Raw genomic sequence first — 22,776 nt, forward strand, 5'->3', positions numbered from 1 at the left:
GAATCCCCGAGTGCGACCCCCGCCGCTAAGGGCCTTTAAGACGAGTCCGTGACAGCCGGAACCGCAAGAGTCCGGAATCCTGCGGACTGTGGCAGTTGCGCAACGAAACTGATCGAAAATTGATGAGAATGACTAGTTTGCTGCGTCGAGCTTACGTCCCAGCGACACAAACAGATACACCGCTGGTGGGACCAGGACGGCGGACAGGACGACCTTCGCCACCATCTGTCCCAGCAACAGCTCCGTGATCGGGAAGACTCCGTAAAACGCGACCGTGATGAATATCAGGGTGTCGACGATCTGACTGAGCACACTTGCGATCCCGGCGCGAAGCCAGAGCAGGCCCTTGCCTTCCCGCGCCTTGAGCCGGCTGAAGATGGTGACATTGAGGAGCGTCGAGATTCCGTAGGCAAGGATCCCACCGAGCCATATCCGCGGGGTTCCGCCCATCACCGTTTCGAAAGCCGAAAGCCGGCGGGGTCCATCTCGGGCGAGGCCGGGACCCGAAGCACGATGATGCTGAGCGCGAGCGACACTAGCAGCGGAATAAAACCAATCAGCACCAGGCGGTTCGCTGTCTCCCGCCCGTGCAGCTCGGCGACCGCGCTAGAGGTGACGACCAGCAGCAGGAAGGCAAAGATTCCTGCTTCGACGGCAAGCGGACCGAGTGCGACCTGCTTGTTGCCGAGGACGCCGGCGATACAGACCATGCCGCCATAGAAGATGGCATAGGCAAACAGCGACATTGGCATGGATCGGGCGGATTGCGGCGCGTCTGAGGCCGCCTGGACTTCGGTCGTCATGGCCGCTGGCCTAGCTGCTTTGCGGCGAACTTCAAGAACGCCAATTGACCGAGCGGCTTAGCCCCCGCTACCCGACGCCCCGTGATTCCCGGAGCCCTGGACATTGTCGCGATCGGCGACGCGATCGTCGACGTGATCGCGACAGCGGAAGATTCGTTTCTGCAAGCGCACGGCTTGACCAAGGGATCGATGCAATTGCTGACGCCCGAGCAAGCGGATGCGCTGTACGCCGCAATGGCCCGGCTCGCGAGATCAGCGGCGGCTCGGCGGCGAACAGCATGGCCGGTGTTGCGGCGCTGGGATTGAACGCCGGGTTCATCGGGCAGGTGGCTGACGACCAGCTCGGCGACATCTTCGCGCACGACATGAAGTCGCTGGGCGTGCGGTTCGAAACTCCGCCGATCGGCTATGGCCCGCCGACCGGCCGCTGCCTGATTATCGTCACGCCCGACGCGCAGCGGACGATGAACACATGCCCGGGAGCGAGTCATGAACTGACCCCCAGAGGCTGGACGAGCAAATGATCCGCTCGGCCTCGATCACCTTCCTGGAGGGATATCTTTGGGTCCGGAGCGCCCGCGCCACGCGATGCTCCGCGCCGCCCAGATGGCGCACGAAGCGGAGCGCACCGTCGCCTTCACATTGTCGGAAAGCCTGTGCATTCCGGGCCGCAAGGAAGGCGTGCTTGGAATGATCGAGGGCGGGATGATCGACGTGCTCTTCGCCAACGAGGACGAAGCTCTTCTGCTAGCGGGTGCGGGTGACCTCGACAGCGCGATCGCGAAGCTGTCGCCGCTGGTTTCGACCTTGATCGTGACGCGCGGACCCGCCGGCGCGCTCGGAATGGAAGCCGGCCGTCGCGTCGAAGTCCCAGCGGCGCATGTCGAGAAGGTCGTTGACACGACCGGCGCTGGCGATCTCTTTGCCGCCGGTTTCCTTGCCGCTCGCTGCCGCGCCCGCCCGCTCCAGCGCTGCCTCGAAGCCGGTTCCCAGGCTGCCGCCGAGGTCATTTCGCACTTCGGCGCGCGTCCCGAAGCAAACCTCAAGGACTTGGTCCGGCTGTGAACAATCTGAAGCGCCTCGCCGTCTACTGCGGTTCTGCCCGGGTACCGACCCCGACTTCGCGGACGCGACGCGGGCAACGGCGGCGGCGATGGTCAGCAACGGTGTCGAGCTCGTTTACGGGGGCGGCCGCCTTGGCCTCATGGGCCTTGTCGCAGACTCCGTGCTCGAGCTTGGCGGCAAGGTGTACGGCGTCATTCCCGATGCGCTGGTCGACCTGGAGGTCGCCCACACGGGGTGACCGAGCTCTATCGCGTGCCCAACATGCATGAGCGCAAGGCGAAGATGACCGACCTCGCCGACGCGTTCGTCGCCTTGCCGGGCGGGATCGGCACCTTCGACGAATTGTTCGAAGCGTGGAGCTGGAATGCGCTCGGCTATCACGCCAAGCCCTTCTGCCTGCTCAATGTCGCCGGCTTCTGGGACGGCATGATCCACTTCATTGACCATGCGACGGACAGCGGCTTCCTCTCGCAATCGCGTCGAAAGCAGCTTCTCGTCGCGCAGACGCCGGACGAGGCGCTCAATCTGCTGGACGAAGCCGCCGGACGCGCTACGCAAGGCATGGTCTGGTAAGCCCGGGGAGGGGCTACTTTGTTGAATCCGAAACTGATGAGCGTTGTCGGGATCCTTGCGATCCTTGCCATCGCGTTCCTGCTCTCGACCAACCGCAAGGCGATCAAGATTCGAATCGTTGGCGCAGCGTTCGCGCTGCAGGCGGCGATTGCCTGGCTCGTCTTGTGGACGAGCTGGGGCCGCGCCGGAATCCAGTCACTGTCGAACGGCGTCGCCAACCTGCTCGGGTACGCCAACAAGGGCACCGAGTTCCTGTTCGGGCCGAGCGACCAGAACCCGCTCGCCCACACTTTCGCGATTGCGGCCCTCCCCGTGATCATCTTCTTCGCGAGCCTTGTCGCTATCCTCTACTATCTCGGCATCATGCAGCGGATCGTGCGCTGGGTCGGCGGAGCGATCGGCTGGGTCACCGGCATCAGCCGCGTCGAGTCCTTAAGCGCCGCGGCGAATATCTTCGTCGGCCAGTCGGAATCGCCGCTGGTGGTTCGACCCTACCTCGCTGCCTTGCCGCCATCGCGCTTGTTCACGGTCATGTGCGTAGGCATGGCCGGCGTCGCAGGCACGATCCTCGCCGCTTACGCAAGCCTGCTCGGGCAAAGCTATCTGCCTTACCTTCTTGCCGCGGCCTTCATGTCGGCACCGGGCGGAATCCTGATGGCCAAGATGGTCATGCCGGACGATCCGAATGACCCGTCCGAAGATGCCGATGTGGACGTCTCGGAAACGTTTGAGGAAGGCGTAAAGCCCGCCAACATCATCATGGCAGCAGCCCAAGGCGCGCAGACCGGCGTGAAGCTGGCCGTCGCGGTTGGTGCGATGGTGCTTGCGTTCGTCGCTCTCGTCGCGCTTGCCAACGGTCTGCTTGGCGGGCTCGGCAACATGGTCGGCATTCCCGATCTCAGCTTCCAGCGGCTAGTGGGCTATATCTTCCAGCCGATCATGTTCCTGATCGGCGTGCCGTGGGATCAGGCCAATGCCGCCGGAGGCCTGTTCGGCACCAAGCTGGTGCTGAACGAATTCGTCGCTTTCATCGATCTCGGGCAAATGGGCGCTGAAGTGCTGAACGATCGCAGCCGGGCCATCGTGACGTTTGCGCTGTGCGGCTTTGCCAATTTCAGCTCGATTGCCATCCAGATGGCGGTGACGGGCGGCCTCGCCCCAACCAACGTCCGGTGATCGCCAAGCTCGGGATTCGCGCCCTGTTGGCCGGTTCGCTCGCCAACCTTATGAGCGCGGCGCTTGCCAGCCTGATGCTTCCTTAAGTCCCTGTCATTGCGAGGAGCCGCAGGCGACGCGGCAATCCATGGATTGCTTCGCTTCGCTCGCAATGACGAGTAGAGAGTAAGAAATGGCCACAATTACTGCCGACCACATTGCGTCCGTGTCACTGAAGGACGCCGACTCCAATCCTGACGAGTTTGCCGAAAAGCTGGGCCGAAGCTTCGAGGATTACGGGTTCGCGATCATCGCCGACCACGACATTCCCGACGAGCTGATCCACCGCGCCGAGGAGAAGGCGAAGGCTTTCTTCGCGCTGCCTGAGGCGGTTAAGAAAACATACTTCCTCGCCAACGGCGGCGGACAGCGGGGCTACACGCCTTTCGGGATCGAGACCGCCAAGGGTGCCAAGGCGCACGATCTCAAGGAATTCTGGCACGTCGGCCGCGACCTGCCCGCAGGACACCCGTTCCGCTCGCACATGCCGGACAATGTCTGGCCGTCGGAAGTGCCGAGCTTCAAGGACACGTTCACCGAACTGTTTGCGACCTTCGATCGGACCGGCCTCAAGGTCCTGCGCGCAATCGCCCGCTACCTGAAGATCGACGAGGATTATTTCGCAGACACGGTCCGCGACGGAAACTCAATCCTGCGCGCACTCCACTACCCGCCGCAAAGCGAGCCGACCGGCCAGCACATCCGCGCCGGCGCGCATGAGGACATCAACACGATCACGCTTTTGCTTGGCGCTGAGGAAGCGGGACTCGAGCTTCTGACCAAGGACGGCCGCTGGATCCCGGTGTCACCCAAGCCGGGCGAACTGGTAATCAACATCGGCGACATGCTGCAGCGGCTGACCAACGGCCGCCTCCGCTCGACCTCGCACCGCGTCGTCAATCCGCGGCCGGACCGCGCCAGCCACGCGCGCTACTCGATGCCTTTCTTCCTGCACTTCCGCTCGGACTATCTGATCGAAGCGCTGCCAGGCACCGTGGCAGCCGGCGAAGAGCCGAAGTGGCCGCCGATCACCGCACACGATTACCTCCAGGAGCGGCTGCGCGAGATCAAGCTCGTCTGAATTCCAATGGCTCCTGTCCCGTTCCGGGACAGGTCGTTGAACAAGTCCATGGACTCAGCGCCCCGTGAGAGTCATCCGCCTCACTCTGTTTGAGCAATGCGGTGAGTTTTCGAATGAAATTGCCCGCTTGCGTGTTGGTCCTCGCGGCCGTCGCAACCACCCCAGCCATCGCCCAACGGGCGGAGGGCCGTCAGCCGCGGCGCGCCAGGTCTATGGCGCCGCCGCGGTTGCAGCCAACTATGGCTCGATCACCAGCATCTACCGCTCCGTCGCCCACAATCGCGCGGTGGGCGGAGTCTCCAACAGCTATCACCTGCAGGGCCGAGCGATCGACGTCGCACGCCGCCCCGGCGTTACGCACGCCATGATCGCGACTGCACTGACCCGCGCCGGGTACAGGATGGTCGAGTCCCTGGACGAGGGCGATCACAGTCACTTCGCCTTCGCCGGCCCAGGGACGACGGTCGCGCCGGAGCAAGTCGCCGTGGCCTACCCACCTCCGCCAGATCCGACGGCGCCGAAGCCGCAAGCGGTGCGAGCCGACGATCACGGAACGCTTCGCATCGACCTTCCGCCCGCGCAGCTGGCGTCACGCTAGACCGACAGCTTCGGGTCGCCTTCAAGCACTTCCTGCTTGAGGCGGGGCCGCTCCCCGCCTTCCCACAAGCTCGCTGTATGCCGCACGCGATACCGTAAGGGCCCGCCATCGGGCGTCGTCGCGCGCGTGACTGGCCGCGGAATGCAAACGAACTCGGTCTGCACGGTCTCCAGAGTCGCAGTCACCACCGAATAACCGTGGCCGCCCATGTCGATGAATTCGAGATGCGGCGCATTGTCGGGATTCGTCAGTCGGCGCGCGGCCTCGATGTCGCCCGACTTCGCATATTCAAGCGCGCTGCGGACGCCGCGCTTCAGGGACAGGTTGCAGGTCGCCTCAAACTTGCCGTTTCCGCGATCGGCGGTGAACAGAGGCCGCAGCGGGTGCTTCTTGAGGTTGTACTCCATCGCCTCGGCCATGCCCGGCGCGGAGATGGAGCCGGTGACGAATGCGATGCCAACCGGATCGAACGACTGCGGCGGTAGCGCCTTGGCCGAATAGCCTGCCCAGAAGCTGTGGCGATCGCCCGACACGGTGACCAGCCCACCGATCTTCCGGTCGCGGACGAAATCGTACAGCTCCGCCCTCTCGTGGTAGCTGCCGCTCATGTCGCCGCCGCCGGTGCAAGCATAGCCCGCAACCGGCCACGGCTTCGCCGCTAGCCCTAGCGGAAGATTCTGGGGGTCGAAGCGCCAGTCAAGCGTCGGGTTTGTGGCCGCCCATACCTTCCAGGTGGCCTTGGACTCGGCGAGCTTACTCTTGAACCATGCCTTCTGCTGCCGCCCGAGCAAGGTCATCGGCGCCTCGCCCTTGCGGAAGTTGGGGACCGCCTTGTCACCTACCATGATGACTTCGGGCGGATTGCCGCCGTTGTATGCCCGTCCGCCGTCCAGCACCTCGGTCCATTCTTGCGGAAACATGTTCGGGAAGTCGCCGGGGTCGAGCGCAGCGACCTCCGGCCGCGAAGTCGGGTCCTGCATCATGTAGGCGTGCATGTCGGTGATGATCAGCTCGACGTTCCGGCCGTACCGCAGCGCGCGATAGGCGGTCATGCTTCCGATCGCTGTCCGATTGTTGGGCTCATCGCCGAAGCCGTCGTCGTCGACTTTGGTGATCGGCGTGTTCTTGACCGTGGGCCCTTCAAACGACTGGAGCCCGGGTCCCGACGCCTTGCGGACGCGCGAGGGGATATATTCCCACCAGGCCTGGTTTGCCGCGACCCTGAGTTCCTGCGCCGGCTCGGGCTCACCGTCGTACTGGATCGTGCTCTGCCAGCCTTTCCACGAGAATTCGTGATTGTCGCCCATGCAGATGAACGGGAAATGCGCGCGAGCGTCCTGGATATCGGGATCGCGAACATGGCCCTGGTAGACGACACGGTATCCGGCGAGATCGGTGGGAACGTGGAAGTTGTAGACCTTCCGCGAATTCGGAATCTTGCCGATGTCGTAGACGGTGCGGCCGTAGCGGTGCGCGACCTCCTCCGGGTATTCGACGACCTCGTAAATGAAATCGCCGAGGTGGAGCACGAAGCCGAGACGCTCCTCCGCAGGCTTCCGCTCGTCTTCCCAGATCAGCCGGCGGTAGGCGTTCTGGGCGCCTTCGTTGACGCTCTGGCAGGATACGAAGGCGAAGCTGACGAGCCGCGAATCCTCGTCCGATGGCGCGGTAATCGTGCGGCCCACCCGGCTTCCGGCGCCGGTCGCATCCGTGAAGCGGTACCAGTAAACGGTCGCGGGCCTCAGGCCGCCCGCGAATACCCGGCAGGTCCAGTCGGATTCCGCAAGCACCGGCACCCGGGTTGTCGAAACCACGCGTCTGAACTCCGGGTCCAGCGCCACTTCGACTGTTAGCGCGTGCCGATCGCCGCTATCGAAGGGGCGCCGTGTCCACAGGATCACGCTGTTCGAATCCGGATCGCCCGAGGCTACTCCATCCGGATAAAGGTCGCGCCGCTCGACCCATTTTACGCGAGACTTCGAAACCGCGGCGCTCGGCCATGCGAGCGCTGCGCCAAGCGCCGTGGCGGACGCGATGAATGAACGTCGATCGAGCTTCGTCATGTCGTGACGCTAACGAAACGCCGACAAACCCAACGCCCTATTCAGCAAGCCGGAGCGCCCGTTCGACGAACCGCCGATCGATGCGTCAGGCCGGTGTCACCTCATAGGACCGGGTCCAGGTGATCCCGTCCTCGCTTTCCTCCAGCGTCCCGCCACTCGGCCAGCGCACGTAGAGGTTGCGGTTGCGGTCGATGCCGTTGGTCATCAAGTCCGTTCGCGCGAGCTGTTCATATTTGGTGACGATCTCGTCTTCGGTTCCCTCGGCAGTCACTTCGACCCAAATGCCGTTGCGCCATTCCAGCGTGACATCCTGGCCTTTCCAAGTTCCCGTATATTTGCTGGGAAGCGCGTCGGCTGCGGGTGTCTCCGCAACGGCTTGCGGCTCGTCAGTGGCCTGCGTTTCCTGGGTCGCCGCCGCCGCCTGCTCGGCTTGAGCGGGCTCGGCCGGCCCAAACAGGTCGAGCTGGCCCGCGGCGGCTTTCAGACCTGCCAGTGCGAGCACCACGGCCGTCAAGCCACCAATCCATCCGGTGACGTTATTGAAGAACTTCGGGCGTTCGCCGCCCGCTTCCGGTTGAGGTTCGTCAGTCATCCCGCCCCTGTTGGCCGATGTCGAACGGCGCCGATATGCCATGAAATTCAATCAGCGTCGCGTAGGTTTGCTGGTCCAAATCCATGCGGGAGCAACTCGCCGATACGATGCCGATCGACCGCCGATCCTTCACCATTCGAGCACAGGATTTCGACGTCCCGCCCGGACAGCTGCGCCGCTTCGAAAATCGCCTGCCGGCAGCCTCCGCACGGCGTGCAGACGATCTGGCCGTTCAAGTCGCCATTCTCCGCTCCGCCTCCCGCGATGGCGATCCGTGCAACCTTGCCGAGGCCAAACTGGTGCTGTGCGGCGGTCAAGGCGCTCTGCTCCGCGCAGATGCCGAGACGGTAGCAGGCGTTTTCCATGTTCGCGCCCGTCACGATCTCCCCGTCGACCGATTCCACCGCGCAGCCGACGTGGAACCCCGAATAGGGCGCGTAGGCCTTCAATGCGGCGGATCGCGCCAAAGCGAGCAGGTCTTCTTCCGTCATGCTCTTGTCCTTAAGGCCGTGCACGGGGCATGCGCTAGTCTTCCGAATCTGTGAGTCTGAGTTGATGAAAGCACGGTTGTTCCTGATCGCCGCAACGGTTTGCGTGCTGATCCCCTCGCCGGCCTTTGCTTGGGGAAGACCGGGCATCGCGTCGTGGCGGCGCTTGCGGATGCGCAACTGAGCGGGCTAGCCCGGGCGCATATCAAGGAAATCCTCGGCGGTGCGGAAAGCCTGGACGAGGCTGCGACTTGGCCCGACGAAATGCGGTCAGACCCCGCTCCCTTCTGGCAGAAGAAGTCGGGCCCGTATCACTACGTCACGTTGAACGGGGTGGTCTACGACCATGCTCCGCCCGAAGGCGACGCGCTCGAAGCGCTGAACCGGTACAGCGCGACCCTGCGCGATCCGAACGCCAGCCTCGCTGACAAGCAGCTTGCACTACGTTTCATCGTTCACCTGGTCGGCGACCTTCACCAGCCTCTCCACGTCGGCAAATGCTGCGACAAGGGCGGCAATGAGGTGAAGGTGAAGTGGTTCGGGCGCGACCTGAACCTGCATTCGGTTTGGGATTCAGCGCTGGTCGACGACGAGCAATTGAGCTTCACCGAGTTGGCCGCCAAGCTGCAGCGCCATACCAGCAACGAGGACGTCATCCGCTGGTGGGACATCAACCCGCGCGACTGGATCAGCGAAAGCGGCCAGATCCGCGAGACGCTCTATCCCGAAATGCCGCCCAAGGGTGCGAAGGACAAGAAGGGGCAACCCGCGGTGCCCGAGCTATCCTACGCCTACGTCTACAAGCTCACGCCGGTCATGGAGCAGCGCCTGAAACAGGCGGGCGTCCGCCTCGCTGCCTACCTCAACGCCATCTACGCGCAGCCGCAGCCGGCCGCCCGCTGATGTCCCGCAAGTTCGTCGTCGTCGCGCTTCTGGCGCTGGCCGGTTGCGCGGGCCAGCCTGTCGTATTCGACCCGAACGCGCCGCCGCACCCGATCGAAGTTCAGATCCTTGCGTTCAACGACTTCCACGGCAATCTCGAGCCGCCCGCTCCGGTCGAGATCGCTGAGCCCGACGGAACCAAGCGCAAGATCCAGACCGGTGGAGTCGCGCACCTGGCGGCAGCGCTGACCCAGCTCCGTTCCGGGCACTATAACGGCGTCACCGTATCAGCGGGCGATACGATCGGCGCTTCGCCTTTGATCTCCGCCAATTACCTCGATGAGCCGACGATCGAGGCGATGAACTTGCTCGGGCTCGAGTTCAATTCGGTCGGCAACCACGAATTCGATCGCGGCTCGGAGGAGCTGAAGCGAATGCAATCCGGTGGGTGCGCGAAGTTCACCCGACGCGCACCGTGCGCCGTCGAGCCGTTCATCGGCGCACGGTTCCAGTACCTCGCCGCCAACGTCGTTCAGGCGGACGGCTCTACCGTCTTTCCATCGACCGGAATCAAGCGCTTCGGGCCGGTGACGATCGGCTTCATCGGAATGACGCTCAAAGGAACAGCCAACATCGTGACGCCCTCGGGAGTCAAAGGACTGACCTTCGTCGACGAGGCGGCGACTGCAAACGCCCTGGTTCCTGCGCTGAAAGCGCAAGGGGCGGACGCGATCGTCCTGCTCATCCACCAGGGTGGGAAGACGGCTCAGTTCACTGCCGGCAATTCCTGCGACGGCCTCAGCGGCGACATCCTCCCGATCCTGTCGAAACTCGATCCCGCGATCACCACCGTCGTGTCCGGCCACACGCACTGGGCCTACATCTGCAACGGAACTGCGGAGACCGGGGCCGGCCGGCTGATGACCAGCGCCGGCAAGAACGGCTATTTCGTTACCGACATCCGCCTGAACTTCGACCGTTCGAGCCACCAGCTGATCCGCCAGGGCGCCAGCAATGTCGTCGTCGGCAATGGCGAGCACGGGACCGACGCCGCCGCTCAGGCGCTGGTGAGCCGCTATGCGGAGGCCGTGGCTCCGATCGCGTCCAAGGTCGTCGGCCATTTGACCGAGAAAGCCGGTACCGACGCGGACGACGGCGAAAGCGCAGCGGCCGACCTCATCGCCGACGCCCTGCTCGGCTCGACACGCGCTCCGGAGAATGGCGGCGCCCAGCTCGCGCTCGTCAATGCGACGGGCGTGCGCATCGCGCTGCCGGCGGGGGACGTGCTCTACAAGGACGCGTTCGCGATGATGCCGTTCGGGAACAATCTCGTCGTAATGACCCTGACTGGCGCGCAGCTGAAAGCCGCGCTGGAGCAACAGTACGCAATTCCACTCGAGGCGGGCCGCACGCGACCTGCGGCGCTCGCGCCCTCGGAGGGGTTCGCCTACGCCGTTGACATGTCCAGGCCTGAGGGAAGCCGCGTGACCGACATGCGGCTGAATGGAAAGCCTGTCAGCCCTTCAGGCCGCTACCGGGTCGTCGTGAACAATTATCTCGCATCGGGCGGGGACAGCCTGACGGCATTCACCAAAGGAACCGAGCTGACCGACAAGGGCGTCGTCGATCTCGACGCATTCGTCGCCTGGATCGCACCGGGGAGGTCACCGCCGAGGCCTGATCGCGTGCGCTTTCTCCCTAGCGCAGCGGCGGTTCGTCGAAACTGCGCAGCTTGCGCGAATGCAGGCCCTCGCCTTCCTTCAACAGCAAGCCCAACGTCTGGATGCCGATCCGGAGGTGCTGGCCGATCGACGTTTCGTAGAAGTCGTTCGCCTGACCTGGAAGCTTGAGCTCGCCATGAATCGGCTTGTCCGAGACGCACAGCAATGTTCCGTAGGGCACCCGGAAACGGTAACCCTGCGCAGCCACCGTCGCCGATTCCATGTCGATCGCCACGGCTCGGCTCTGGTTGAAGCGCTTCGCAGACTGGGTGAAGCGAAGCTCCCAGTTGCGGTCGTCGGTGGTGACGACGGTGCCCGTCCGCAGCCGGGTCTTGACGCTGTCCTCGTCCCCACCGGTGACCTGCACTGTCGCCTCGAACAATGCCCGCTGGACCTCGGCGATCGCCGGCAATGGGATTTCCACCGGAAGTACATCGTCGAGAACATGATCGTCGCGAAGGTAAGCGTGAGCGAGGACATAGTCGCCGATCCGCTGGGTCGGGCGAAGGCCGCCGCAATGGCCGATCATCAGCCACACCTCGGGCCGAAGCACGGCGATGTGATCGCAAATCGTCTTCGCATTCGAAGGGCCGACGCCAATATTCACGAGCGTGATGCCCCGCCTCCCTCGGCGATGAGGTGGTAGGCCGGCATCTGGTGCCGCCGCCATGTGCCCGCTGCGATCTGCGCTTCGGCATCGGTCAGGTGACTGCGATCATAGAATCCCCAGGCACCGACAGGCCGGTGTAGGGACTGCCCTCCCGCCGAAGCTCATCGATCGCAAAGCGGACGAACTCGTCGACGTAGCGGACGTAGTTGGTGAACAGGACGAAGTGCTGGAAGTGGCCGCTGTCGGTGCCAGTGTAATGCTTCAGCCTCGCCAGGCTGAAGTCGGTCCGGGGCCGTCGAACAGGGCCAGCGGCCGTGCGTCTCGCATCGAGTAATCCCAGTCGCCGTCCGCGATCTCATCGCCGATGTGGGACAGCTCGTTCGACGGGAACCATCGCGATAGCTCGGCGGCAGTCACCCGGTCGACATTGATCCCGCTTCCGTCGAGCACGTAGGGATACGGGATCTCGCTCTCGCTGCGTCCCACCTCGACGACGACGCCATAGTCGGCGACGAGATATTCGAGCTGCGTCTTGAGATAGTCGCGGAACATCGCGGGCCGGGCGATGCTGCAGGCGTAGGTTCCGGGCTGCGTCAGGCGGGCGAAGGCCCGGGTCAGGCGTCCGGCGGTCTGGTCGCCGCGATAGGTGACGCGAAGTTCGGGATAGGCAAATGCGCGGTCCGCCCTCAGCGCTGGATCCGGTTGTGTTCCGTTTTCACAATAAGCGGCAAGCGCTTCACGAAGACTGGCGACCGACTGGTCGTAGATGGAACAGAGCTGGTCGAGGATTGCCGCGATGTCGTTGGATGCCATGAGCCGGCACGCTTGGCCTCAACGACCCCGCAGACAAGGATTTTGTTGTGACAGTCCCGTGGATCAGTGCTGCATCTGCAGGTTCGTCATCTCCGGCCCCGGCATCACATTGTGGTTCATATGGGACATGATCCAGATCGTCCCGATCATCACCAGGAAGACGATCAGCACGCCGAACGCGAGCGCGAGGACGTTGTTGGTATTGTCCGGCCCGCTGGTGATGTGGAGGAAGAAGACGAGGTGAACGCCCATTTGCGCGATGGCGAGCACCACCAGGCCCACGGCAACGCCCGGACCCCACAGGGCACCCGTCGAGGCAACCCAGAACGAAATGCCGGTTAGCAGCAGGGCCAGGCCGAGGCCGATGACATAGGCCCAGGTTTCGCTGACGATATTGCTGTGCGGCTGGCCCGGCGCGACGTCGAGCAGATGGTCCTCGTTCTGGCTCATGGCAGCGTCCCGATCAGATAGACGATGGTGAAGATGGCCACCCAGATGATATCGAGGGCGTGCCAGAAGATGCTGAGGCAGAGCAGTCGGCGGACGATGTGCTCCCTGAAACCCTTCGCCCAGATCTGCGCCATCATCGTCCCGATCCACAGCAGGCCGGCCGTGACGTGGGCGCCGTGGCAGCCGACGAGTGTGAAGAAGGATGAGAGGAAGGCGCTCCGCTGCGGCCCGCGCCCTCGCCGATCATGTAGGTGAACTCGTAGACCTCGATAAACAGGAAGATCGCGCCGAGCACACCGGTCACGAGCAGCCAGATCTGCGTCCAGGCCATGTTCTTCCGCCTCGCCGCGATCATCGCCAGCCCGCAGGTGAAGCTGGACAGCAGCAATGCGACGGTTTCGATCGCAACCAGTCTGCGGTCGAACAGCTGGTTGGTCGTCGGCCCGCCATCCGTCGCATTGACCAACGAGGCGTAGGTGGCGAACAGGGCCGAGAAGAGGATCATGTCCGAAAGGACGAACAGCCAGAAGCCGTACGGGACGACGATGCTCTTCGATTCCGGACCGCGGTGGCCGAGGCCCGTGTCTTCCGAGCCTCCGTGCGTCAGTCCGACGGCTGCAGCTTCAGTGGTCATGTGGACTGACTCAGATTGTGCAGATGTTCCATGCGAATTCGGCGCCGCTCACGAGCGTTCTTCCGCACCTCGTCGACGGGGATGATGTGCTCATGCTCGTCCTGCCAGGCGTACCAGACGAAGACCGCGAAGGCGCCGATCAGGCCGAGGATGGCGAGCCACCAGATGTGCCAGATCACTGCGAAGCCGCAGACGGAAGCGAAGAAGGCGCAGATCACGCCGACCGGAGTGCTCACCGGCATTTCGATCGGCTGGTAGTCGGGCTCCTTGATCAGGGCATCCTGCTTGATGGCGGTCTGCTTGCGGGTCCAGTAGGCCTCTTCGCCGTGAACGTCGGGAAGCACTGCGAAATTGTAGTGTGGCGGCGGCGAGAGCGTCAGCCATTCCAGCGTACGGCCGTCCCACGGGTCGCCGGTGACGTCCATGCGCTGGTCGCGCGTCTTGATCGAATACCACAGCTGCACGACGGTCAGGACGATCCCGACGCCGATGATCACCGCGCCTAGCAACGCAACGTGCAGCCACGGAGCGAAGCTGGGGTCGGAGATGTGCTGCATGCGCCGCGTGCCGCCCAGAAGCCGAGCACATAGAGCGGCATGAAGGCGAGGTGGAAGCCGATGAACCAGCACCAGAAGACCGCTTTGCCCAGCCCCTCGTGAAGCATGAAGCCGAACGCCTTCGGGAACCAGTAAGTGTAACCGGCCATCAAGGCGAAAACGACGCCGCCGATGATCACCTGGTGGAAGTGGGCGACCAGGAACAGGCTGTTGTGGACGATGAAATCGACCGGCGGAATGGCGAGGAGAACGCCAGTGAGGCCGCCGATCACGAAGGTCAGCATGAAGCCGATCAGATAGTACATCGGTACCGTGAAGCGGACGCGGCCGCCGTACATCGTGAACAGCCAGTTGTAGATCTTCACGCCGGTCGGAATGCCGATGATCATGCTGGCGATGCCGAAGATCGCGTTGATGTTCGCGCCCGCTCCCATCGTGAAGAAGTGGTGCAGCCAGACCATGAAGGAGATGATGCAGATGGCGAGGGTCGCGAAGACCATCGAGCGATAGCCGAACAGCGGCTTGCCCGAGAACGTCGCGGCGACTTCCGAGTAGATTCCGAAGGCGGGCAGGATGAGGATGTAGACTTCCGGATGCCCCAAACCCAAATCAGGTTCATGTAGAGCATCGAGTTGCCGCCGCCGTCGTTCGTGAAGAAGTGGAAGTCGAGGTAGCGGTCGAGCATCAGCATCGCCAAGGTCGCGGTGAGGACCGGGAAAGCGGCAAGGATCAGCAGGTTCGAGGCCAGCGAAGTCCAGCAGAACACCGGCATGCGCAGGTAGCTCATGCCCGGCGCGCGGATCTTCAGGATCGTCGTCACGAAATTGACGGCGGTCAGGACGGTTCCGACGCCGGATATCTGCAGCGCGACAAGGTAGTAATCGACCCCGACACCGGGGGAGAATTCCTTCTCGCTGAGCGGCGGGAAGGCGAGCCAGCCGGTCCGCGCGAACTCGCCGATGAACAGGCTGAGATTGATCAGCAGCGCGCCCGATGCGGTCAGCCAGAAGCTGACGTTGTTCATCGTCGGGAAGGCCACGTCGCGAACGCCGAGCTGCAGCGGCACGACGAAATTCATGAATCCGATGACAAATGGCATCGCCACGAAGAAGATCATGATCGTGCCGTGAGCGGAGAAGATCTGGTTGTAATGCTCGGGCGGCAAATACCCCTGCGAAGCGCCGATCGCCATCGACTGCTGCGCGCGCATCATGATCGCGTCCGCGAAGCCTCGCACCAGCATTAGCAGCGCCAGGACGATATACATGATGCCGATGCGCTTGTGGTCGGTGGAGGTGATGTATTCGTCGCGAAGATAAGGCCACCAACCCTTGCGCCAGACGAGGATGGCGACAGCCGCGACCGTCACGAGGACCACGGCCGACGTGATCAGCGGGATCGGATCGTGGAACGGAATGGCGTCCCAGGTCAGCTTGCCGAAAATGACACTCATCCCGCGGGACTTTCAGCTTGTGGGTTGTGCGGCAGCTGCTGCGGAGGCGGCGCCTTGTTCGCGACGATGGCGTCGAACAGTCCCGGCGCAACCGCGCCGTAGGTCATCGGCTTCACATAGCTGCTCGGCTTGGAAAGCTCGGCAAAACCCTTGGCGTCGAGCGCAGCCCCCTGCCCGCGCGCGCCCTGGGCCCACATCGCGAACTGGTCGGGCGGCAGGACCTCGGCCTTGAACTCCATCCCGGGAAAGCCGTCGCCGCTGAAATGGGCCGACAATCCGCCATAGGTGCCGGGGCGATCGGCCTGAAGGTTCAGGCGCGTCTGCATCCGCGGCATGGTGTAGATCATCGTCCCGAATTGCGGGACGAAGAAGACGTTCCAGACGGTGCCCGATGTTAAGCGGAAGCTGACCGGCGTGCCTTGGGGACGACCAGCCGATTGACGGTGGCAATACCTTGATCGGGGTAGATGAAGAGCCACTTCCAATCGAGCGAAACGACTTCGACGTTCAGCGCCGGCTTGTCAGAGACCAGCGGCTTGCTCGGCTCCAGGTCGTGGCTCCCGATCCAGGTGATGCCGCCCAGCAGCATGATCGTCAGCGCCGGGATCGACCAGACGACGAGCTCGACGGCGCCCGAATATTCCCAGTCCGGAAGGTAGGTCGCCTTCTTGTTGCCGCGGCGGAACCACCAGGCGAATGCGACCGTCGCGATCATCGTCGGGATGATGATCGCCAGCATGATCGCGGTCGAATTGATGAGGATCGTTTTCTCGGCCTGGCCGACCGGCCCGACCGGGTCGAGGATGCCCCGATCGCATGCAGACCCCAGCAAAATTAGGCCGGAGAGCGCGCCAAGCCGGACTGCCAGTCTCAGCTGACAACCTTCATTTCGATCTTGACGCGCGAATGAATTCACGGTCCCCACCGACTTGAAACTGGGTCGAAGCCCAGACGAATGCGAACTGGTCGGGGTTCCCTTAGGCCCGGCCATTTCCCGGGGCAATAAGGCGAAAGGCGGCCCACGAAATAGTGGAAACTACGTAGGCATTGCAGACATCCATGGCTCGGCTAGGGTCGGAAAGAGCTATGAAACGCATTGCCATTCCTCTCACCGCTACGCTCACGGTGCTCGCCTCGCCCGCTATCGCCCAAGCTCCCGCGCAGGCCGTCGCGGCCACTGCACTGCCGAATGGAGTCGAAATTTCCAACGGCGCCGCGACCATCCGTGTCCAGGCGCTGACCGACTCCATTATCCGAGTGCGGATCGCCCGAGGCGGAGCGTTCCCCGAGGACGCCAGCTGGGCCGTTTCGGCGGCTACTCGACACGAAGGTGTGCCCGTCCAATCCCTTGCCGACGGCTTCCAGACCCATGCCCTGCAGGTTCACGTCTCGCCAAAGTCACTCGGATTGACGATCACCGACCGGCAGGGCCTGGTCGTCGTTCGCGATAACGAAGCGCGACCGCTCCAGTTCGACGGCAACGGCTTCACACTTCGCAAGTCCACTCCCGCCGCCGAGCAATTCTACGGATTCGGCGACAAGACCGGGCCCTTCAATCGGCGCGGCGCGAGCTACGTCAACTGGACGACAGACGCATGGGTTTCGATCGCGGAACCGACCCCATCTACAAGTCGATCCCCTTCTATATCGCCACCGGCGACAAGGCCGGCGCCTACGGCCTGTTCCTCGATAACACGTTCCGCAGCGGCTTCGATTTTGCCCATCGCGACCCGGAAACTGTGGCCATCTCCGCCGACGGCGGCCCGATCGATTATTACATCATCGCCGGTCCAACCGTTCCGGACGTCGTCCGCCGCTACACCGATCTGACGGGCAAGGCGCCGCTGCCGCCGCGCTGGGGCATGGGCTACCAGCAGTCTCGCTACAGCTACATGACCGCGACCGAGGTCCGCGATATCGCCGCTCGGCTCCGATCCGAACGAATCCCGTCCGACGTCATCTGGCTCGACATCGACTTTCAGGACCGCAACCGCCCTTCTCGACCAACGCCGAGACCTTCCCCGACCTGAAGGGCCTCGCCCATGACGTCGGCGAAAGGGCTTCAGGCTTGTCGCCATCACCGACCTGCACGTCGCGGCTGCCGCTAACCAAGGCTATGCTCCCTACGACAGCGGGATCGCCGGCGATCATTTCCTGAAGAATGCGGACCGCAGCCTGTACGTCGCGCCGGTCTGGCCCGGTCCGTCGGTCTTCCCGGATTTCACGCGCAAGTCGAGCCGCGACTGGTGGGGCAACCTCTACAAGCCCTTCGTTGCCGATGGCATCGCCGGCTTCTGGAACGACATGAACGAGCCGGCGATTTTCGAGACGCCGACCAAGACCATGCCGCTGTCGACCACGCATCGCGTCGATAGCGACGACTTCGCCACGCGCACCGCTACGCATGCCGAGCTTCACAACGTCTACGGAATGGAAAACAGCCGGGCGACTTACGACGGATTGCTGAAACTGCGCCCAAATGTCCGCCCGTTCGTAATGACTCGGGCAACATTTGCGGGCGGGCAAAAGTTTGCGGTGACCTGGACTGGCGACAACAACTCCACCTGGGATCACCTGAAGCTCGCGGTCCAGCAGATGCTCAACCTCGGCTTGTCAGGCATCTCCTGGTCGGGCGCGGACATCCCGGGCTTCATCGGCGGCGCAAGTCCGGAACTTGCCACCCGCTGGTATGAGATCGCCGCCTTCACACCGGTCTTCCGCGGCCATGCTGCCAACAACGCCCCCGGGCCGAGCCGTGGGTTGACGGTCCGGATCACCTCGCCATCCGCCGCCGCTTCATCGAGGAGCGCTATCGCCTGCTCCCTTACTTCTACGAGGTCGCCGAGCAGAACACGCGCACTGGCGACCCGATCATGCGGCCGACCTTCTACGATTATCCGGAGCTCGCGAAATCGCCCTGCGATCAGGCCATGGCCTTCACGCTGGGGCGCGACGTCCTGGTCGCACCCTCGCCCAAACCGGAATCGACGCATCCCTACGATGCCTGCATGCCCGCCCCGGATGGTACGATTACTGGTCCGGCCTCCCGGTCTCCGGCGAGCGCAAGGACGGTACGCCGTTCGAAGTCGTCCGCGAAACGCCAAGGCTCGACCGGCTGCCCGTCTTTGTTCGGCCCGGGGCGATCATCGCGAAGCAGTCGCTGATCCAGAGCACCTCCGAAACGCCTCAAGGCCCGCTCGAGATTCACGTCTATCCGGGGCACGATTGCAGCGGTAAACTCTACTGGGATGACGGCGTGAGCATTCGTGGCGCGACGCTTCGCCAAACCGTCCGCTGCACGCTCGGCAAGGACGGCATCATGCTGCACTTCGACAAGCGCGAAGGCGGGTTCAAGCCGTGGTGGAAGCAGATTGCGGTCACGATCCACGGGTGGAGCGGCCCAGCCCGCGTTCGCGGCGTGAGGGATGTCGAAGCCGATGCCGCCTCACGGACGGTTCGCTTCACGATCCCGGACCAGAAGGCAGCAGCGGACTTCGTGCTCAGCCGCTTCTGATGGAGTTCGCGCGCCCGTCGAAGCCAAGGCTGGTCCTGTTCGCATTCGGGACTTTGCCTTCAACATCTACTGGCAGAGCGTGATGCTCTTCCTGTTGTTCTACTACACGGACGCGTTGGACATCCCGATCGCGGTCGCGGCAACCACCTACATGGTCGCCTCCGTTTGGGACGGGATCGCGAATTTTGCGGCTGGAGTGCTCGTCGACCGCCGCCACGGCTCCTTGCGCTATGGTGCGATCCTGACCGCCGGAGCGATCCCGCTCGGGGTCTGCTTCATCCTGATTTACATGCCGCCAATCGGCAGCGGTGCGGTCATGGTCGCCGGAGTGCTTGGTGCCCATCTGCTGTTCCGGACTGCCTACGCAGCGGTCAACGTTCCCTATCTCGCCATGACGGCGCGGATCAGCGCGGACCCTGGCGATCGCGCCTTCGTTGCCGGAATGCGGATGCTGTTCGGCACCGCCGCGGCAGTGATGATCGCGCTGTGCACCGTCCCCCTCGGCCGGTGGCTCACCGGATCGAGCGCATCCGAAGCCTATTTCGCGGCTGCCATGCTGTTCGCAACGATCGGGGCGATCATCCTCGTGATCGTCGGCGTCACTTATCGTGAGAGCGCTCCAATCGAACGCCCGCTCCCGGCAAGCGTGCGCGATGCCCTCGCCAGCCTGGCGCACAACCGCGCATTCATCACCCTGAGCGCAGCGATGACGGCGATGATCGTCGGCATCACCATCCTCAACAAGTCGGTGCTCTACTATTTCAAGTATCTTCTCGACGATCCCGAAGCCGGCCAACTGGCGTTGGCGTCGATGGGAATCGTCAGCGGCGCCGCGATTCCATTCTGGATGCTGCTCGGCCGGGCGGTCGGACTGCGCGCCCTATGGATGATCGCTGCAGGCGTCGGCATTGCGGCGCTCGTGTTCTTTGCCGTGGCCGACATTCACCAGTCAGGGCTGATGCAGCTGTTCCTGATCGCAATGCAGGTGATGATCGTCGGGCTGAACTTCATCTTCTGGGCCATGCTGCCCAACACGATCGAATATGGCGAGCAGGCGACGGGCGTGCACGTGGAAGGCACGGTTTTCGGAGTCGCGGCACTGCTGCAGCGCATCGCCATCGGCATCGCCACCGCGATTCTCGGCTGGAGCTTTGCCTCGGCCGGCTACATCGCCAACATCCACCAGAGCAGCGCGACACTCAGCGGGATGCGAACGACGATCATCTTCGCGCCGATGCTGTTCCTGGCGCTTTCCTGCGTGGCGATGCTGCTCAACCCGCTCGGGCGCGAGAGGGCGCCCAAGCGGACCCGGCCCGAGCCCGCTTAGGCGGTCAGCTGGAACGTGCCGTGGACGCCCTCGGCCTCGGCCGATGGAGCGATCCACACATCGAAGGTCCCGGGCTCGACCGTCGGCGTGTTGGCAACGCCATAGAACAGCAGGTCATCGCGCTTGAGCGTGAAGCGCACGACTTCCGACTGGCCTGGCTCCAGCTTCACCTTGCGGAAGGCCTTCAGCTCACGGACCGGCCGCGTGACGCTGCCTACACGGTCGTGGATATAAAGCTGGACCACCTCTTCGGCGGCGCGCTTGCCACTGTTGGTGACCCGCGCCGACACCGAGATTTCGCCGGTCATCGGCAGGCTCGGCCCGCTGATTGCGAAGTCGCTGTAGGCGATCTTGCCGTAGGTGAGGCCGTGCCCGAACGGGTACAGGGCCGTGTTGGTGATCCCCCGGAACCGTGCCTTGTAATCATCGAGTTTGGGGTCGGGGTTCGGACGGCCGGTCGTCTTGTGCGCGTAGAAATAAGGCTGCTGACCCGACAGATGCGGAAAGCTCGCCGGCAAGCGGCCGGACGGGCTGTATGCGCCGAACAGTACGTCCGCGATCGAATTGCCGGTCTCCGTCCCGAGGAACCAGGTCGCGAGGATCGCCGGCGCATCCTTGACGGCACCTTCGAGCGCCAGGGCGCGACCGTGCTTGAGGACCACGACGATCGGCTTGCCCGTCTTTGCCACCGCCTCCGCAAGGTCCTGCTGCGGCTTCGGCAGCACAATGTCGGCGCGCGACTGAGCCTCGCCCGACATCCCCTGGGATTCGCCGATGGCAAGGACCACGATGTCTGCTGCCTGCGCAGCGGCGACCGCCTGATCAATGCCCCGGGAATCGGCTGCTCGACCTTAGAGCCTTCAACGGCGACGATCGAATTCTTGTCGGCGACGGCAGCACGGACGCCCGTTTCGAGAGACACCGCATTGGCGTCCGAGCCATAGACCACCCATGGTCCGACCAGGTCGTGCTGGCCGCTCGCGAACGGCCCGATCAGCGCGATCTTCTTGCCCGAGCGCGGCAGCGGAAGCAGGTCGCCTTCGTTTTTCAAAAGGACGATCGACTTGCGCCCGGATTCCCGAGCCACAGCCCGGCTGCGCGGGAGCATCGAGCGCGACTTCTCGCGCTTCTCGTCGATCCGGCGGAACGGATCCTCGAACAGGCCGAGCATGTGCTTCGCTGCAAGCACTCGCCGGACAGATGTGTTCAGCGTTGCCTCGGGGACCTCGCCGCTGCGGACCAGGTCGGGAAGGTACATGCGGTAGAGACCGCTCTGCATGCTCATGTCGACGCCGGCCAAGAAGGCGATCCTCGCGGCGTCGCGCCCATCCTTGGCGTAGCCGTGTTTGATCATCTCCTCGTCGCCCGTGTAGTCGGACACGACGAAACCCTGGAAGCCCCACTCGCCGCGCAGCAGGTCGGTCAGCAGCCAGTGGTTGCCGGTCGCCGGAATCCCGGAGATTTCGTTGAACGAGGCCATGGCGGACAACGCGCCGGCATCGAAGCCAGCCTTGTATGGTCGAAGATAGACCTCGCGCAGCGTGCGCTCCGAAATGTCGACCGTATTATAGTCGAGTCCCGCCTCCGCCGCGCCATAGGCAGCGAAGTGCTTCACGCAGGCGAGGAAGTGCTCGTTGGACTTGAAGTCGCTGCCCTGGAAGCCGTGCACGCGAGCCGCCGCGAACAGGCTGCCGAGCAGCGGGTCCTCGCCGCCGCCCTCAACGCCGCGGCCCCAGCGCTGGTCGCGGGCCACGTCGCACATGGGGGCGAAGTTCCAGTCGATGCCCGCCCCGGCCGCTTCGAAAGCGGCGACTTCGGCGGTCCGCCGTGCAAGCTCCGGCTCAAAACTCGACACTTCGGCAAGGGGAACCGGAAAGATCGTGCGGTGGCCGTGAATGATATCGGCCGCGAAGATGAGCGGGATCTTGAGGCGCGATTCCTTGACGGCGGCAGTCTGCATGATGCGCGCCATGCGGGCGCCATTGCCGTTGAAGACGCCGGTCAGCTGTCCCTGGCGCGTTTCCTCGAGCTGCTTGGGGAAGTTGCTGTCGCTCGGCGGGTTCAAAGCAGCCGCCGCGCCTCCGCCCCAGGCGGAGGCCATCAGGCTCAGCTGACCTGCCTTCTCTTCGAGCGTCATGCGTCCGACGAGATCGTTGACGAAGCCCGGAACCTCCATCCGCCCCGCGGCCTGCAGCAGCGCTCGCGCCGGGCTTGCCAGCCAGGCTGCTGCGGCGCCTGCGCCCATGAGCGCGGCCCTGCGCGAAATGCGCGTATCGAGCATTCTATCTCCCCTTCACTCGCTCTGCGTGGCGCTTCCGAGCTAACCGCCGGATCAGA

General features: G+C 63.8%; 17 protein-coding genes and 8 pseudogenes. 13 read left to right on the top strand and 12 right to left on the bottom strand.

The window, feature by feature from the left end; genetic code table 11:
• Window positions 1–132 precede the first annotated feature (132 nt).
• Window positions 133–752 (bottom strand): annotated as a pseudogene (locus H9L15_RS02175) (queuosine precursor transporter).
• 132 nt (window positions 753–884) lie between these two features.
• Here H9L15_RS02175 and H9L15_RS02180 point away from each other — a divergent pair.
• The 6 genes and pseudogenes from H9L15_RS02180 to H9L15_RS02200 all read left to right on the top strand — a co-directional run bounded on the left by H9L15_RS02180 (window position 885) and on the right by H9L15_RS02200 (window position 5,335).
• Window positions 885–1,868 (top strand): annotated as a pseudogene (locus H9L15_RS02180) (adenosine kinase).
• An 88-nt stretch (window positions 1,869–1,956) separates the two neighbouring features.
• Window positions 1,957–2,106, top strand: a complete 150-nt coding sequence (locus tag H9L15_RS19330; RefSeq protein ID WP_317617568.1) for a hypothetical protein — start codon at window positions 1,957–1,959, stop codon at window positions 2,104–2,106.
• Window positions 2,103–2,441 carry an LOG family protein gene (locus H9L15_RS19335; RefSeq protein ID WP_317617569.1) on the top strand — a complete coding sequence of 113 codons (339 nt, stop codon included), beginning with the start codon at window positions 2,103–2,105 and terminating at the stop codon, window positions 2,439–2,441. The genes H9L15_RS19330 and H9L15_RS19335 overlap by 4 nt, the downstream gene beginning before the upstream one ends.
• 36 nt (window positions 2,442–2,477) lie before the next feature.
• Window positions 2,478–3,703 (top strand): annotated as a pseudogene (locus tag H9L15_RS02190) (NupC/NupG family nucleoside CNT transporter).
• An 86-nt stretch (window positions 3,704–3,789) separates the two neighbouring features.
• Window positions 3,790–4,737 carry an isopenicillin N synthase family dioxygenase gene (locus H9L15_RS02195; RefSeq protein ID WP_187715007.1) on the top strand — a complete coding sequence of 316 codons (948 nt, stop codon included), beginning with the start codon at window positions 3,790–3,792 and terminating at the stop codon, window positions 4,735–4,737.
• 127 nt (window positions 4,738–4,864) lie between these two features.
• The gene (locus H9L15_RS02200) at window positions 4,865–5,335 is read left to right on the top strand and encodes a D-Ala-D-Ala carboxypeptidase family metallohydrolase (RefSeq protein WP_223276432.1); all 471 of its coding nucleotides are present in this window, start codon (window positions 4,865–4,867) and stop codon (window positions 5,333–5,335) included.
• Here H9L15_RS02200 and H9L15_RS02205 read toward each other — a convergent pair.
• The 3 genes from H9L15_RS02205 to H9L15_RS02215 form a co-directional block, all read right to left on the bottom strand.
• Window positions 5,332–7,398 carry an alkaline phosphatase D family protein gene (locus H9L15_RS02205; protein ID WP_187715008.1) on the bottom strand — a complete coding sequence of 689 codons (2,067 nt, stop codon included), beginning with the start codon at window positions 7,396–7,398 and terminating at the stop codon, window positions 5,332–5,334. The two genes, H9L15_RS02200 and H9L15_RS02205, sit on opposite strands and share 4 nt — an antisense overlap.
• Window positions 7,399–7,483: 85 nt before the next feature.
• The gene (locus H9L15_RS02210; RefSeq protein WP_187715009.1) at window positions 7,484–7,990 is read right to left on the bottom strand and encodes a hypothetical protein; all 507 of its coding nucleotides are present in this window, start codon (window positions 7,988–7,990) and stop codon (window positions 7,484–7,486) included.
• 47 nt (window positions 7,991–8,037) lie between these two features.
• Window positions 8,038–8,481, bottom strand: coding sequence for a cytidine deaminase (locus H9L15_RS02215; RefSeq protein ID WP_187715010.1), 444 nt, complete (start codon window positions 8,479–8,481; stop codon window positions 8,038–8,040).
• A 153-nt stretch (window positions 8,482–8,634) separates the two neighbouring features.
• Between H9L15_RS02215 and H9L15_RS02220 the strand changes: the two genes are divergently transcribed.
• Together H9L15_RS02220 and H9L15_RS20075 are read left to right on the top strand one after the other, a co-directional pair.
• Complete coding sequence (locus H9L15_RS02220) at window positions 8,635–9,381, top strand: S1/P1 nuclease (protein ID WP_262984889.1); 747 nt, start codon at window positions 8,635–8,637, stop codon at window positions 9,379–9,381.
• A gap of 899 nt (window positions 9,382–10,280) precedes the next feature.
• Window positions 10,281–10,892, top strand: a pseudogene (locus H9L15_RS20075) (5'-nucleotidase C-terminal domain-containing protein); the annotation flags it as partial.
• 166 nt (window positions 10,893–11,058) lie between these two features.
• Here the strand turns inward: H9L15_RS20075 and H9L15_RS02230 are convergent.
• The 7 genes and pseudogenes from H9L15_RS02230 to H9L15_RS16760 form a co-directional block, all read right to left on the bottom strand.
• Window positions 11,059–12,504 (bottom strand): annotated as a pseudogene (locus tag H9L15_RS02230) (AMP nucleosidase).
• 63 nt (window positions 12,505–12,567) lie between these two features.
• Window positions 12,568–12,954, bottom strand: coding sequence for a cytochrome o ubiquinol oxidase subunit IV (gene cyoD, locus H9L15_RS02235; protein WP_187715011.1), 387 nt, complete (start codon window positions 12,952–12,954; stop codon window positions 12,568–12,570).
• Window positions 12,951–13,091: a cytochrome c oxidase subunit 3 family protein gene (locus H9L15_RS16750; RefSeq protein ID WP_223276434.1), complete on the bottom strand. Its 141-nt coding sequence runs from the start codon at window positions 13,089–13,091 to the stop codon at window positions 12,951–12,953. The genes cyoD and H9L15_RS16750 overlap by 4 nt, the downstream gene beginning before the upstream one ends.
• Complete coding sequence (locus tag H9L15_RS02240) at window positions 13,088–13,588, bottom strand: cytochrome c oxidase subunit 3 family protein (protein ID WP_223276435.1); 501 nt, start codon at window positions 13,586–13,588, stop codon at window positions 13,088–13,090. The genes H9L15_RS16750 and H9L15_RS02240 overlap by 4 nt, the downstream gene beginning before the upstream one ends.
• Window positions 13,585–15,598: pseudogene (gene cyoB, locus H9L15_RS02245) on the bottom strand (cytochrome o ubiquinol oxidase subunit I). Before cyoB ends, H9L15_RS02240 begins: the two are co-directional and overlap by 4 nt.
• Complete coding sequence (locus tag H9L15_RS16755) at window positions 15,595–15,945, bottom strand: COX aromatic rich motif-containing protein (protein WP_223276436.1); 351 nt, start codon at window positions 15,943–15,945, stop codon at window positions 15,595–15,597. The pseudogene cyoB and the gene H9L15_RS16755 overlap by 4 nt, the downstream one beginning before the upstream one ends.
• Window positions 15,946–15,992: 47 nt before the next feature.
• Window positions 15,993–16,430 (bottom strand): cytochrome ubiquinol oxidase subunit II, encoded by a 438-nt coding sequence (locus H9L15_RS16760; RefSeq protein WP_223276437.1) that lies wholly within the window; start codon window positions 16,428–16,430, stop codon window positions 15,993–15,995.
• Between the two features lie 254 nt (window positions 16,431–16,684).
• On the opposite strand from H9L15_RS16760, the pseudogene H9L15_RS18470 reads away from it, so the two are divergent.
• From H9L15_RS18470 to H9L15_RS02260, 5 genes and pseudogenes are all read left to right on the top strand, one after another.
• Window positions 16,685–17,128 (top strand): annotated as a pseudogene (locus tag H9L15_RS18470) (DUF4968 domain-containing protein); the annotation flags it as partial.
• A gap of 65 nt (window positions 17,129–17,193) precedes the next feature.
• Window positions 17,194–17,628: a TIM-barrel domain-containing protein gene (locus H9L15_RS18475; protein ID WP_398286537.1), complete on the top strand. Its 435-nt coding sequence runs from the start codon at window positions 17,194–17,196 to the stop codon at window positions 17,626–17,628.
• A gap of 55 nt (window positions 17,629–17,683) precedes the next feature.
• The gene (locus H9L15_RS18480) at window positions 17,684–18,835 is read left to right on the top strand and encodes a TIM-barrel domain-containing protein (protein ID WP_398286880.1); all 1,152 of its coding nucleotides are present in this window, start codon (window positions 17,684–17,686) and stop codon (window positions 18,833–18,835) included.
• Window positions 18,801–19,112 carry a DUF5110 domain-containing protein gene (locus tag H9L15_RS16765; RefSeq protein ID WP_223276622.1) on the top strand — a complete coding sequence of 104 codons (312 nt, stop codon included), beginning with the start codon at window positions 18,801–18,803 and terminating at the stop codon, window positions 19,110–19,112. The genes H9L15_RS18480 and H9L15_RS16765 overlap by 35 nt, the downstream gene beginning before the upstream one ends.
• Window positions 19,113–19,194: 82 nt before the next feature.
• Window positions 19,195–20,439, top strand: a complete 1,245-nt coding sequence (locus tag H9L15_RS02260; RefSeq protein ID WP_262984949.1) for an MFS transporter — start codon at window positions 19,195–19,197, stop codon at window positions 20,437–20,439.
• On the opposite strand, the pseudogene H9L15_RS02265 reads toward H9L15_RS02260, so the two are convergent.
• Window positions 20,436–22,720, bottom strand: a pseudogene (locus H9L15_RS02265) (glycoside hydrolase family 3 N-terminal domain-containing protein). The gene H9L15_RS02260 and the pseudogene H9L15_RS02265 overlap by 4 nt on opposite strands.
• Window positions 22,721–22,776 lie beyond the last annotated feature (56 nt).

Origin of the sequence: Sphingomonas daechungensis (assembly GCF_014489495.1) — a bacterium.
GTDB classification, from domain to species: domain Bacteria; phylum Pseudomonadota; class Alphaproteobacteria; order Sphingomonadales; family Sphingomonadaceae; genus Sphingomicrobium; species Sphingomicrobium daechungense.